Origin of the sequence: Tianweitania sediminis (assembly GCF_017813335.1) — a bacterium.
Classification (GTDB): Bacteria; Pseudomonadota; Alphaproteobacteria; order Rhizobiales; family Rhizobiaceae; genus Tianweitania; species Tianweitania sediminis.
In genome coordinates, this window is sequence record NZ_JAGIYY010000016.1 from 18,779 (window position 1) to 31,892 (window position 13,114).

General features: G+C 57.7%; 8 protein-coding genes and 2 pseudogenes. 5 read left to right on the forward strand and 5 right to left on the reverse strand.

Annotated features, from left to right (window positions below; genetic code table 11):
- Positions 1-91 precede the first annotated feature (91 nt).
- Positions 92-828 (forward strand): annotated as a pseudogene (locus tag J5Y06_RS22730) (IS5 family transposase); the annotation flags it as partial.
- Between the two features lie 106 nt (positions 829-934).
- On the opposite strand, the gene J5Y06_RS22735 reads toward J5Y06_RS22730, so the two are convergent.
- The 4 genes from J5Y06_RS22735 to J5Y06_RS22750 form a co-directional block, all read right to left on the reverse strand.
- Positions 935-3,295, reverse strand: coding sequence for a DUF3772 domain-containing protein (locus J5Y06_RS22735; RefSeq protein ID WP_209337499.1), 2,361 nt, complete (start codon positions 3,293-3,295; stop codon positions 935-937).
- A 289-nt stretch (positions 3,296-3,584) separates the two neighbouring features.
- Positions 3,585-4,448, reverse strand: coding sequence for an SDR family oxidoreductase (locus tag J5Y06_RS22740; RefSeq protein ID WP_245248322.1), 864 nt, complete (start codon positions 4,446-4,448; stop codon positions 3,585-3,587).
- A gap of 6 nt (positions 4,449-4,454) precedes the next feature.
- Positions 4,455-5,585, reverse strand: coding sequence for an alpha/beta hydrolase (locus tag J5Y06_RS22745; RefSeq protein WP_209337500.1), 1,131 nt, complete (start codon positions 5,583-5,585; stop codon positions 4,455-4,457).
- Positions 5,586-5,620: 35 nt separating this feature from the next.
- Positions 5,621-6,265 (reverse strand): TetR/AcrR family transcriptional regulator, encoded by a 645-nt coding sequence (locus J5Y06_RS22750; protein WP_209337501.1) that lies wholly within the window; start codon positions 6,263-6,265, stop codon positions 5,621-5,623.
- A gap of 239 nt (positions 6,266-6,504) precedes the next feature.
- Between J5Y06_RS22750 and J5Y06_RS22755 the strand changes: the two genes are divergently transcribed.
- The 4 genes from J5Y06_RS22755 (at position 6,505) to gstA (ending at position 12,448) form a co-directional block, all read left to right on the forward strand.
- The gene (locus J5Y06_RS22755; protein WP_342453484.1) at positions 6,505-7,485 is read left to right on the forward strand and encodes an efflux RND transporter periplasmic adaptor subunit; all 981 of its coding nucleotides are present in this window, start codon (positions 6,505-6,507) and stop codon (positions 7,483-7,485) included.
- Entirely contained in the window at positions 7,482-8,549 is a 1,068-nt protein-coding gene (locus J5Y06_RS22760; RefSeq protein ID WP_209337503.1) for an efflux RND transporter periplasmic adaptor subunit, read from the forward strand. The genes J5Y06_RS22755 and J5Y06_RS22760 overlap by 4 nt, the downstream gene beginning before the upstream one ends.
- A complete protein-coding gene (locus J5Y06_RS22765; protein ID WP_209337504.1) occupies positions 8,546-11,647 on the forward strand; it encodes an efflux RND transporter permease subunit in 3,102 nt (1,033 codons plus the stop codon). Before J5Y06_RS22760 ends, J5Y06_RS22765 begins: the two co-directional genes overlap by 4 nt.
- Before the next feature lie 195 nt (positions 11,648-11,842).
- The gene (gene gstA, locus J5Y06_RS22770) at positions 11,843-12,448 is read left to right on the forward strand and encodes a glutathione transferase GstA (protein ID WP_209337505.1); all 606 of its coding nucleotides are present in this window, start codon (positions 11,843-11,845) and stop codon (positions 12,446-12,448) included.
- 58 nt (positions 12,449-12,506) lie between these two features.
- Here gstA and J5Y06_RS22775 read toward each other — a convergent pair.
- Positions 12,507-12,992: pseudogene (locus J5Y06_RS22775) on the reverse strand (integrase core domain-containing protein); the annotation flags it as partial.
- Positions 12,993-13,114 lie beyond the last annotated feature (122 nt).

Genomic DNA, 13,114 nt, shown 5'->3' on the forward strand with positions numbered 1-13,114 from the left:
TGATGCCAAGAAGCGCACATCCCGACCTCCGGAATGGGCGCGAAGCAACTCAAGTCTTTGCTATCCCGCCACGCTCTGATTCATGGCTGGCATGAGCCGATATGACCTGACTGACTTGGAACAGCGTATGATTCTGCCTTCAAGCCCAGAGGCATGCCGCGCGTAGATGATCGTCGTGTCCTGAACGGCATATCCTGGTTGCTTCGATGCAGTGTACCATGAGCGGGACCTGCCGGAGCGCTGGGGTCGTCGACTTGCTACAATCGCTTCGTGCGATGGCGGAAGCAGGCATATGGGGCAGGCTGATGGACGCCATCCCCACTCGCGCAGCACAGCGGCATCCAGATGATTGACAGTAATTCCGTTCACGCGCATCAACAAGCCGCGATGGCGAACAGGAGAAGCGCAGATTGATCTCTCTGTCGCTCGCGAGGCGGGCTCACGACCACCGTCGTTGTCGCCGCGCGGGGAAACCGGAAGCGGCTGGCGTGACTGCAGGACAGGCGCATGACGGACAATTCGTGGACGCGCTGCTGAACACCTTGACCCCCGCACCACCGCGCTTTCTGAAAGGCCTACGATGCTGACCGGATTCGGGAGTTGATCCAGAAGCAGGGCCAGGTCCAAACCTCCCGCCCAAGAGCAAACGGCCGGGAAGGCCTACTTCAGCAAGCGGTGTACCGCGAGCGCAAGCTGATCGAGCGCTTCTTTTCCAAGCTGAGGCACTTTCGCGGCGTTGCGGCCCGCTACAACAAGCTCGCTACCAACATCCTCGCAACGGTCCAACTCGCATCTACGCAACTGTGGCTGCGCGCTTATGAGTCTACACGACCGAGGAAGCGGGAACGTTCCTCATCATCGGCCACGAAAGGATATTCTCTTCCTGATGAAGGGTGATGTAACACAGGTTGAGCAGGCGCGGCGGCATTGAGAGTCAGGTTTCCCCTGCCGCATCGCTGAGCGAGGAAAGTGTCGCCTCTGCGGAGAACCCTCGACTCTTTAGGCGCCGGAGGAGGCGCAATAAGAGATCGCTTCGAGTGCCGTAGACAAGCCTTGGCGACGACACGAAAGATATTCCGTTGAAGGCAATCTTTCCATCCACCAATGAGTCGATCATTACCGACGGCGTTGGTTCGTCCAACACAGCCTCGTGTTCAGCGAAGAGGTCGAGAAGGATAGCGATGATCTCGTCCGGATCTTCCTCCATCGGGACCGAGAATGTGATCTGAACGCGTCCTAAGGGATTGGCGAGCGTCATGTTACGCACGCTCTTGGTGATAAGTTCAGAGTTCGGAATAATAAGGGTCGAGCGGTCGCCGATCTGGATCTCTGTGGAACGAACGTTGATGCGCTTGACGTCACCCTCATCGGCACCAACGCGGATGGTATCTCCAATCTTCACCGGGCGTTCGGCTAGGAGGATCAGCCCGGAAATGAAGTTTTGGGTAATTGCCTGAAGGCCGAAGCCGATGCCGACGGATAGTGCGCTTGCGAGGAGGGCAACCCGCTCAAGTCCAATGCCAAGCATGGACACGGCCCAGGAGACCGCCACCACGATGCCGACGTAACGCAGAATGGTGGAGACTGAATTGCGTGCTCCTGCATCAAGGCTGGTGGCCGGAAGGAAGGTGTTGTTCATCCACCGGTCGAGCAGGCGTACAGCGCCGAGTCCCAGGAAAATCGCCGCGATGGCGCGCAACACCGCACCGGGTTGGATCACGATGCCGGCGACTGCAACGGACGTTATGCCGGAAAGCTGCGTGTAGGCCGGGGCCGTTCCGCCACCCAAAGGCGCAAGAACAGCCCCCGCTGCAAAGAAGCTTATCATTACCCTCAGCAAGATCGAAACTACTAGGCCAAACTGCTGAACGGTTTCGGTTCTGAACCCAAACCCGCGCGCTACGGCGCGACCGGCACGGCTGTCTTTTGCCAACAAGGTCGTGATCAGGTCATCGACAGCTGTGGTAAGAAGATAGGCACCAGCAATCACAACCACAGCCCAAACGATTTCGCGGCCGATCAGCAGTGCAAGGTTTACGTTGCCGCGGGCGATTGCGAGAACGCAGACAGTGACAGTCAGCCAGCCAAGCAACATCGCAGCTGTCACGAGCGGTAGTCTTGCGGTGACTTCTTCAGCCTCCCGATCCCGCAGGGTTCGGAGCCTTCCCAAAACTGCCAAGACACTGGCGAGCAGCACGACGTGGAACACGGCAGTTACCAGGTTCGCTGTGACGCTAGCGGGGGGGCTAGCGCCGACGATGCGGTTGACTTCGACCAAGCCCGTGCCGATGAGCACTATGAGAGCGGTCACCACAGGGAAGAAACGCAGCGCCCTTGCTGTCTGGTCGCTGATCGGCAGCAGGCGCCACGACCCACGGTCAACAAGAAGATAGGCGTCGCCCATCGAAACGACGACAGCGCCGAATACAGACGCTAAAGCAAGGTTCCACGCCAACGACGATGCAGCCGGCGTTAAGGCATCCGCCCATTCCAGTCCCTGTACAAGGAGCGTCACGCCCAAGCTGCCCGTGATGGACCCAACGAGGAGAAACCAGACCGCAAGTCCCGACCTGCGGGCACGGGTGTGTGGCGCTCGGTCGCGCGCGTAATTTTGTCCAAAGCGTTTGAGGCGGAGACGCACGGGTAGTACTAGGAAGATGGCCGCAGCAGTGGTCGCGCCGATGGTGGCCCACCCCTGGGGTGTTACTGCATTGGCAACCCGGGAACTCGCTGCTGTCGCGAAATCTGACAACCGGCTGAGGTCCACGACCCAGTTGTCGCTGACGTTCTGCCAGTATGAGGCGCTGAACGGCGATGCGACCCGCTCGAGTGTGTTGCGGTTGAACCGGTCTGTCACAACACGGTTGATGGTCTCGATCGTTTCCCGGGCTGCGGTGGCCAACAGCCGGGCGCGCTTCACGTTAGAATCTAGTTCGTCCCGCTCAAGCGTCAGCTCGGACCGTTGCGCCACGACGTCCGGCGCTTCGCCTTCCGCAGGATCCCCGATGGTCTCCAAGATAGCCTGAACCGCGGCGAGCCTGGAAACCAACGCTTCTGCAGACGCATCAGAAGCTGCAGCGACCGTCTGTGACCGCGTGCGTAGGGCGTCGTAATCGCCGTCTGGTCCCAGGGTTTGCAGCGATGAGCGAACCGCTTCCAGTTCCGATGCGCTCTGGTCCAGCGTTTCCACGGGATCCAAAGCCCCTGCCGTGGACTGCGCAGCAGCGATCTCCGCACTGCCAAAGAACAAGCAGAGGAACAGCAGGATGCGGCACGTGAACTCAACGTATTTCATCGTGTTCTATGCTCGCGTGTGACTCCTGGATCGCGGACGACCGAAGGTGAGCCGCCGATGGCCCTTCCAGATCTAAGAGCCAGTAACATCCGGTTAGATGAAGGCATGCGCACGCTTGCTAAGCAAACGATTGCGCCACTTCCCTGCTGCGCAATTGGATGGTGAAGGGGCCGAGTTTGCCCTGCTGACGTCGTTGTGGCCGCTTCGATGTACATCATCCGTGGGGATGTTGTCAGTACACGGCGGCACCAAAGCCCTCCTTGCTGTTCACCAGACAGCTGTTCAAGGCCTAAGCTTCATCTACGAAAATATCCGTTTCGAGATCTTCAGAGGCGCCACACCGGTAAGCATCGAAGTCAGTCACGCCGTCTGCTTCGAGCACCTCGTCATCCAAAACGAAATTGCCAGTGAAGACACCTGCATCTTTTAACAAGATTGCATGGGCAGCATCGGCCATGATCTCCGGTTTGCGCGAACGCCGCATCATCGCTTCACCTCCAAGTGCAAATTCCACAGCGGCGGTTGCAATGGTCGTCCGGGGCCAAAGTGAATTGAACGCGATCCCATCCGAGCGGAACTCCTCCGCCATTCCAAACGTAACCATGGACATCCCATATTTGCTCAACGTGTAGGGGAGATGCTGCGCGAACCAATCAGCTCGCATTGTCATCGGTGGCGAGAGAGTGAGTACGTGCGGGTTTTCGCTCTTACGCAGGAAAGGGATGCAAGCACGTGACATCAGAAATGTACCGCGCATGTTGACCTGCTGGATCAAATCAAAGTGCTTCACCCGCATTTCCTCACTAGAGGAAAGGTTTATCGCAGATGCGTTGTTGATGCAGACGTCTATGCCTCCGAAGTGATTAGCCGCAGTCTGCACCGCAGCTTGAACTGCCGCTTCATCCCGAACATCAAGTTGGAGGGGCAAGGCAGACCCGCCAGCCTTCTCGATATCGTCGGCTGCTGAAAAGATCGTGCCGGATAGCTTTGGATGCGGATCTACTGTTTTTGCCGCGATGACGATATTTGCTCCATCTCGCGCGGCACGAAGAGCAATCGCTAGTCCGATGCCGCGACTGCCGCCTGTGATGAACAGAGTTTTACCCGAAAGTGTTCGCAACGCGCCCATGCCTATTCTCTCGCTGTCCGTCATTTGCAATTATTGTGAACTCAAGGCTCGGCTAGCGAGGTCGAACGGACTCGACACGACATTGCCGGCCGCATTGAAAACGAAAGCCCCGGCTTTCTGCAGGGATGTCACGGCATCAGCTTGCACGACTGTCGTTGCTTGCAGTGCAACGAACTGAACGAAACGATTGTGCCTGGCTCCGTCTGCAGCTGTTACCGAAGAGATGTCAATGATCCGGACATCAGCTTTGGCCGCGGCCTCTCGCAACGCGGGATCGCTGATGTCCACAGCTCCAACACGTTGGCGTCCACCGGCAAGTCGGCGTGAGACGCCTAGTGCACGATCGTCCGTGGAAACGAGGACGGCCAAAGGCGGATTCAGCTTGCCAACCACTTCCAACTGCTTGCGGAAGACGTCCACATCGATGTCAGGCGCCGCTAACGCGACCTCGAACTTGGAGATCGTGTGATCGCGGCCTTTCAATCGCAACTGGCGTAAGGCTTCCATGACTAACCAGCCGCCCAAGCTATGAGCCACCAGCAACCGGCGCCGTCGCGTCTGGGCGCTACCTACTGTTTCAAGAAGAGTGACCAAATCATCGCGCGCGTAAGTCGCCGCATCTCTGTCCGCGACGTAGCCTGCTACAGCACCATCAGACGGCCACGAGAACAGAATTGGCACGTCGAGGCTACCGGAATCTGCTGCAAGCTGAGCGAGACGGAACACACTTTCCGTGTAGTTGTAGTTGTAGCCATGCACAAAGATGCCAGTCGAACCGGCCCCATTCGAGCGCGAATTCAACCTCTCCTGGAAGTCAGTCGCATTCATTGGCTGTCGCTCGACAACAACAAAGCTTTCCAGTGGATCTCGAACAGTTGTCTTGCTCCACTCGATCTCACCGGGCTGATGTTGCGGAGGGATGGAAACAGTCAGTTCCTCGAACCGCAACTCGCCGCGGGTTGAAGCTGAACCGGCCGAGTGTCCCTCGTGTCCGGAGCGATTGGTGGCAACAAGCAGTTTGACCAGTTTCGCACCCGGCACCGTAGCACCAAAGGGGATCAGAGTGTCCGTACCAGGCCGAGACGCACATGCGCTCGCCATCACAAGAACAAGAAACAGGAGGGCTGGTCGCGCCAAAATGGCTTGGGGAGCATGGCTCATTCGTTAGCAGCCTTGTTGGAGCGATCGTTCATATTTCACGCGACGTTCCCTTTAAGTGCTGGTTGGATGAACCGGAGCAAGCGTGTGACGCGCTCCGCAATTGCTTCTTTGGAAGGCGGCGTGGTTCGGCTAATGAGAACGGCGAAAAAGTCCCGGCCAAGCAATCCACCCATCAAGATGTCCGCCAGTTCCTCTGGCTGCTGCGGGCCACTGATCTCACCCTCCACCATTAAGGCTCGTAGCGTGTCCGTCAGCATTGCCCGTCCTGTCAGCACAGCTTTTTCATAGAAGATTGCGCTAAGCTCGGGCGAAGTTGGGCTCTCCGTGACTACCAGGCGGGCAAGAGCAACTTGATGATCGCTGAAGATGAATTCGGCAATCTGCTGAAAGGCGTAACGAAGGTGATTTTCGGCTCCCCTTATCGCGGTGCCGAGATTCTGTAGGTCGGGAGCCTTGGCGATCTCGGCTTCCACTAACTCTCTGAACAGATGCTCTTTGGAGTCAAAGGCTTGGTAAACCGTCTTCTTGGACATCCCGCAGGCTTTGACGACGTCATCTATGCTGGCGTTCGTGTACCCCCTTCCCAAGAAGACCTGTGATGCGGCCGCAAGTATGCGTTGACGGCGTTCTTCCCTGGAAAAGGTTGGTGGGCGGCCCTGGCGCGTCGGCTTGTCGAGCATGCATCCTCGCAAAGCGCTTGACTTAGGAAACGAAGTGGTTTCTTTAGAAATCAGAAATTGGTGGCTTCCGCAAGTGCCACGCACTGGCTCGCTTATTTTCTTTTTCTGGAGTTCATGAACGGAGTGGGGCAGTGTCGGAACTAGCGAAGCTTTGGTTGTCATGCGGGGCCGCATTTCTCCTGGCAGCATGCCAGCCTCAAGATCAAGTAGTTGCAGTATCCAAGCGCCCGATCAGGGTTGTGGAGGTTCAGCCTACACCGTCAGTCGAAACAGTGACCTTGACCGGTACTTTGGCCGCGCAAGTGGAAAGCAACCTTGCGTTTCGTACGAGTGGCCGTGTCATCGAGCGCCTTGTGGATGTCGGAGACCGGGTAGAGCCCGGTCAATTGCTGGCACGTATTGATGCGGAGTTGCAGCGCGCGGCGGTAGAGTCTGCAAATGCAGTCCTCGCTTCAGCTGAAGCGCAGGTCACCCAGGCAGCTGCTGCGTTCGCTCGTTCGGAAAGCCTTCTGAAGCGCGGCTTTACCACACGTCGGGAGTTCGACGCAGCCGAGCGAGCTTTGAAGGTCGCGCGCGCCAACGCGGCTTCTGCGACGGCCCGGCTCGCCTCGGCGGAAGAGGACCTCACCTTCACTGATTTAACCGCGGATGCCGCCGGCGTGGTGACGGCTCGCCAACTCGATGTGGGAGAGGTTGCACAGGCTGCTGCTACAGTTTTCACGGTGGCACTTGATGGGCCGCGCGATGCTGTTTTTGATCTTTACGAGAGCCTCCTTATTGAAGAGCGTCGGCCACCGGAGATTGTTGTCGCTCTTGCAGCAGACCCTTCTGTGAATACAACAGGCGAGATCCGCCAGGTATCACCAACCGTGGATCCAGTCAGCGGCACGGTGCGCGTCAAGGTGGGGTTGGAGGGGACTCCGCCGTCTATGTCACTTGGGGCGGCAGTCACTGGAACAGCGCTCTTGCCTTCGACCCCAGTTTACAACCTGCCGAGTTCAGCCATCACATCGGTCAACGGCAGGCCCGCTGTTTGGGTATTCGATACCAAATCAGAAACGGCTGTGACGCGAGAAATACATCCTTTCGCTTACAGCGCTTCTTCGGTGTCGGTGGGTGAGGGGCTTGAAGCAGGTGACCTCGTCATCACCGACGGCACTAAGCTGTTGCGGCCGGGCCAGAAGATCAGTGCCTCGGATGTACAAGGGGCATCCGAATGAAGCGCTTTGGGTTCATGTTAGCCGTCCTCGTGTTGTTGGCCGCCTGCCAGAAGGAAGAGGCAGAAACAGTCTCTCCGCCGCGCCCGGTGAAATCGATCGTAGTGCAGCCCTTCGGCGAGCAGGCCGCGACTTTTTCTGGCTCAATCACGCCACAGGTCAGCACCGACTTCAGCTTCCAGATATTGGGCCGCATCGCCGATCGGAAAATAAACATTGGCGACACGGTCGAAGAGGGGAGCGTGCTGGCGACTCTTGATGCAACAGTGCAGGAGAAAGATGTACAAGCTGCTGAAGCCGCTTTGGCCGGGGCGCAGGCCTCACTCGCCAACGCAACCGGCGTTGCTGGTCGTCAGCGCACCTTGCTGGCCGACAATGTCTCAACACAAGCGGCTGTAGAAGAAGCAGAGCAAGCTCTGCAGGCCGCAAGGTCAGCACAGCTGCAAGCTGAGGCAGCGCTCAGTCAGGCGCGCGAGCAGTTGGATTATACCCAGCTTATCGCGGGCTTCCCGGGCATTGTGACAGCGGTGTCCGGCGAGGCCGGCCAGGTGATATCGCCGGGGCAAACCGTTGTGACTGTCGCGCGTCCTGATCTTCGCGACGCAGTGATTGACGTGCCAGATCTGTATGCCGCTCGGTTGTCTTTGGGCGCACAGCTTCCAGTGCGGCTCGAACTTGATGCTACCAAAACGACTACCGGAACCGTGCGAGAGATCGCTCCCCTGGCAGACCCTGTGACCCGCGCACGTCGCATCAGGATTGCGTTGCAGAACCCCCCGGCGAGCTTCCGCTTCGGCTCCATTGTCAAAGTAGCGCTTCCCAGTGGCGAGCCTCAGGCTCTTGCCGTTCCAGAAAACGCAGTACTCCGCCGCGGCGAGCAAGCCTTCGTTTGGTTGGTCCCCGACGCCGCGGATAAGCCGGTTCTGAGGGAAGTAGAACTGCGTCAGGCCACTGAAGGTCTGTGGTCAGTGCGCAAGGGGCTCCAGGCCGGCGATCGGATCATGGCCGCTGGAGTCCACAGCATCGTTGAAGGGCAGCGTGTTGCAGTCGAGGAAGTGGCGAAATGAAGTCGTTCAATCTCTCGGAATGGGCGCTGAACCACCGCTCGATGCTGTGGTATTTCATGATCGTCTTTTCGGTTGCAGGTCTATTCTCATACTTAAATCTCGGGCGCGAAGAAGACCCCGCCTTCACCATTAAAACTATGATCATCAGCGCACAGTGGCCAGGCGCAACGGCTGAAGACACAATCAAGCAGGTGACGGAGCGGATCGAGAAGAAACTTGAGGAATTGCCGCAGCTTGATTACACGCGCAGCATGACCCGGCCGGGCGAGACGGTTGTGTTTGTAAACCTCCTCGACACCACTGCCGCTGATGAGGTTGCGTCGACATGGATGCGGGCTCGCAACTTGGTAGGCGACATACGAAACACCTTACCAAATGGTGTCATAGGGCCACAGTTTAATGACAATTTCGGGGATGTGTACGGCAACATTTTTGCGTTCACTTCCGATGGATTCTCAACGCGAGAACTGCGTGACTTTGTGGAGGATGCGCGTTCGAAGGTTCTGACCATTTCAAACGTCGGCAAGGTTGACGTCATCGGAGCCCAGGACGAAGTCATCTTCCTGGAGTTCTCGCCAAGGCGGCTTGCCGCCTATGGTATCTCGCAGCAGAACGTCGTTGAAACCCTGCAGTCACAGAACGCCGTGGTGCCATCCGGTGTCATCCAGGCGGATGGTGAGCGCATCAGCATCCGCGTCACTGGTCAATTCACTTCCGAAGAAAGCCTCAGAAACCTCAATCTGCGCATCAACGACCGCTTCTTTCGACTTTCCGATGTAGCGGATATTCGTCGCGGTTACGTGGATCCCCCAAGCAGCCTGTTCCGCTACAACGGTGAGCCGGCCATTGGCTTGGCGGTCGGTATGAAGGCAGGCGCAAACCTCCTCGCTTTCGGAGAAGAACTCAACCACGAGATGGATCGCATTGTTGCAGAGCTTCCGGTCGGTATCGGCGTCCATCTCGTTTCAGACCAGCCGCAAGTCGTAGAGGAGGCTGTTTCTGGCTTCACCACTGCACTCTTCGAAGCCATCGCCATCGTGCTGGTTGTTAGCTTCGTGAGTCTTGGCTTCCGTGCCGGGCTCGTGGTCGCGGTGGCCATTCCGCTGACGCTGGCAATCACGTTCTTGGTCATGGAATACCTGGGCATCTCGCTGCAGCGTATCTCTCTTGGAGCACTGATAATCGCGCTGGGGCTGCTCGTTGACGATGCGATGATCGCGGTGGAGATGATGGTGGCGCGGCTGGAAGCCGGTGACACGATCCACAAAGCAGCGACGTCCGTCTGGACATCAACGGCGTTCCCGATGCTGACGGGCACGCTGGTCACCGTCGCGGGATTCATTCCGGTTGGCCTAAACACGAGCGCAGCCGGGGAGTTCACCTTCACCCTCTTCGTAGTCATCGCGGTGTCGCTCGTACTCTCCTGGATCGTCGCGGTTTTGTTCACTCCCTTGATAGGCGTGATCATGCTGCCCAAGACGATGCGGAAGCATCATGAAAAGAAGGGTCTGTTTGCTCGCTTCTTCGCTCGCCTTCTCCTGCTTTGCCTCCGGTGGCGCTGGGTTACGATCGCTTCCACACTGGCCGTGTTTGCTCTCTCGATCTACGGCATGCAGTTCGTGCAGCAGCAGTTCTTTCCATCCTCAGATCGGACAGAACTGATTGTGGACTGGAATTTGCCACAGAATGCTTCTGTTACGCAGACCACTAATGAGATCGTGAAGTTCGAGAAGGAACAACTTACGGACCGTGAGGGGGTTGAACGCTGGTCGAGTTACATCGGTCAAGGCGCCCCCCGGTTTGTTTTGTCGCTTGACGTTCAACCGGGCTCGCCTGCGTTCGGTCAGACGATCATTGTCACGTCCGACCTTGAAACGCGGGATCGACTTCGCCGAGAATTTACTGAGTACCTGACGGAAACGTTTCCGAACACCGACGCTTACGTGAAGCTGCTTGATATCGGCCCTCCGGTTGGCCGCCCCGTCGCATACCGTCTGTCGGGGCCGGACATCCAAACTGTGCGGCGGCTTTCCTTTGAGCTTGGTAACGTTCTTGCCGAGAATCCCAGCCTTGGCGAAGTGGTCTACGATTGGAGCGAACCTTCACGCGTCGTCCGTATCGATGTTATGCAAGATCGAGCTCGTCAGCTGGGAGTGTCTTCTGAAACGATTGCTTCAACCATCAACGGCATCGTCGGTGGCTCTACGGTCACTGAGATTCGGGACGACATCTATATGGTTGATATCGTTGGTCGGGCGGTAGCAGCCGAGCGCAGCTCGATCGAGACTCTCCGAGACCTTCAACTTCCAACCGCCAACGGTCAGTCCGTGCCGCTCGCCGCTGTGGCGGAGTTTGGGTATGAGGTCGAACAACCTTTGATCTGGACGCGCTCCCGGATCCCAACCTTAACAATTCGAGCGGGAATCACGAGCGCGCTGCAGCCAGCAACAGTTGTTCAGCAACTGACCTCTTCGGTTGATGAATTCACAAGCAAGCTTCCGGCTGGCTATCGTCTTGAAGTCGGCGGTTCAGTTGAAGATAGCGGCAAAGGACAAGCTCCGATCGTTGCGGTCGTTCCCCTGATGTTGTTTGCGATGGCCACGATCCTGATGGTTCAACTGCAAAGTTTCAGCAGGCTGTTCCTGGTGTTTGCGGTTGCTCCTCTTGCTGTAATCGGAGTCGTTGCCGCGTTGCTACCAAGTGGTGCGCCGATGGGATTCGTAGCGATCTTGGGTATCCTCGCCTTGATCGGAATTCTCATCCGCAATTCGGTTATTCTGGTGGTTCAGATCGAGGAGCACATAAAGGACGGCTTCGACCCCTGGACGGCGGTGGTGGATGCGACCGAACATCGTATGCGCCCGATCCTGCTCACCGCTGCAGCAGCAAGCCTGGCGTTGATCCCAATCGCCAGTGAAGTTTTTTGGGGACCGATGGCGTATGCGATGATGGGTGGTATTATCGTAGGCACAGTTCTAACCCTTCTATTCCTTCCCGCGCTCTACGTGGCTTGCTTCAGGATCAAGGCCCCGGCGCGGGATGGCACCTCCATTCCAGATACAGTTTCGTTGCCCCCGGCTTCCGAAGCCTCGGCTTAGTAATCAAAGCGCGCGAACAGCGGGGCGCGGTTGATACTTCATCCCGTGGAGACGTGATGGTTCAGGAACATCGTAGCGTGATTGTTGGAGGCGGGGTCGCGGGGAAATACCGCAACCCGCTCAGGCCAAGCTGATTGTACGCGGTTCAATATGGCGCAAACAGGCTTTCATGACATCTTCAATGAGGAACCTCGGATGAAACTCTATTATAAGCCGGGCGCGTGTTCGCTCGCACCGCACATCGTGGCATGCGAGGCGAACGTGCCAATTGGTTTGGTGTCGGTGAACCTCGCTGAGAAGAAGCTCGATGATGGTTCGGACTACTTCAGCATCAGCCCGAACGGGTATGTTCCTGCTCTGGATACGGGCACGGGGTTGGTTCTTACTGAAGCTTCTGTGGTGATCCAATATATCGCTGATCAAAACCCCGGGGCGGGCTTGATGCCGAAAGCCGGAGAAGAAAGCCGCTACCGCGCGCAGCAGTGGCTTGCGTTCATCAGTACCGAAATACACAAATCATTTGGCGCCTTCTTCAAATCAGGTACTCCTGCCGAGACCAAGCAGATGAGCCGCGAGCTACTCGCAAAGCGCCTCTCTTTTGTCGATAAATCGCTGACCGGAAGGAGTTACCTTATGGGGGAGAACTTCACCGCACCTGACGCTTATTTGTTCACCGTGCTTAGTTGGGCGAAGCACGTCCAGCTGGATCTGGCGCCTTACGAAAATCTGTCGCGGTTCATGCGCTCGGTTGCTTCTCGACCAGGAGTTCAGCAGGCGCTTCGGGAGGAGGGGCTAGCTTGAATATGCCACTGGAGTAGAGCCCGACTAAACACTTGCCCGCTGACGTGAGCCCAAGACCTCATCCGGTTGGGAGCGGAGTCCTTTGGTCATTTGAGCCTTTAGGGCTCGGTGGTGCAATGGGAGGGAGCGCGGTGCTCCCAAACTGCTCAGGCGCTCCGTCCCATTGCATGCCAGGAGCGTTGAGTGTGGCGTAGATGGCCGGCGGCAGGTTCCCGAGGCTGCCGTGTGGTCTGACTGTGTTGTAGTCGTCTTTCCATGCCGCCAGAGTGAACCGGGCGTGCGCCAGCGAGGTGAAAAGCGTCTCGTTGAGCAGTTCGTCTCGCAGCCGGCCGTTGAAGCTTTCTACGAACGCATTCTGTGTCGGTTTGCCGGGCGCCGTATAGTGCCACTCGATGCGTTGATCCTGGCTCCAGCGCAGGATCGCCATGCTGGTCAGTTCAGTTCCGTTGTCACTGACCACAGTGTGTGGTCGGCCACGCTGGGCCATGAGCAGATCCAACTCCCGTGCCACCCGCAACCCGGAAAGCGACGTATCAGGGACTAGGTGACGTTGCCCCCGATCAGCCCTCGTTCATAACTGGACTCTGTTCTCCTTGTGGTCCGATCTGGACCGGGTTGCAAACTCGTTCGGGGTGAGGCCGCGCAGGCTCGTGTGCGGCCGGTGCT

What these genes read in the sequence shown, in the direction of transcription:
- J5Y06_RS22735 (WP_209337499.1), bottom strand. Translation starts at nt 3,295, where the DNA reads ATGAAATACGTTGAGTTCACGTGCCGCATCCTGCTGTTCCTCTGCTTG.
- gstA (WP_209337505.1), top strand. Translation starts at nt 11,843, where the DNA reads ATGAAACTCTATTATAAGCCGGGCGCGTGTTCGCTCGCACCGCACATC.
- J5Y06_RS22750 (WP_209337501.1), bottom strand. Translation starts at nt 6,265, where the DNA reads ATGCTCGACAAGCCGACGCGCCAGGGCCGCCCACCAACCTTTTCCAGG.
- J5Y06_RS22765 (WP_209337504.1), top strand. Translation starts at nt 8,546, where the DNA reads ATGAAGTCGTTCAATCTCTCGGAATGGGCGCTGAACCACCGCTCGATG.
- J5Y06_RS22745 (WP_209337500.1), bottom strand. Translation starts at nt 5,585, where the DNA reads ATGAGCCATGCTCCCCAAGCCATTTTGGCGCGACCAGCCCTCCTGTTT.
- J5Y06_RS22760 (WP_209337503.1), top strand. Translation starts at nt 7,482, where the DNA reads ATGAAGCGCTTTGGGTTCATGTTAGCCGTCCTCGTGTTGTTGGCCGCC.
- J5Y06_RS22740 (WP_245248322.1), bottom strand. Translation starts at nt 4,448, where the DNA reads ATGACGGACAGCGAGAGAATAGGCATGGGCGCGTTGCGAACACTTTCG.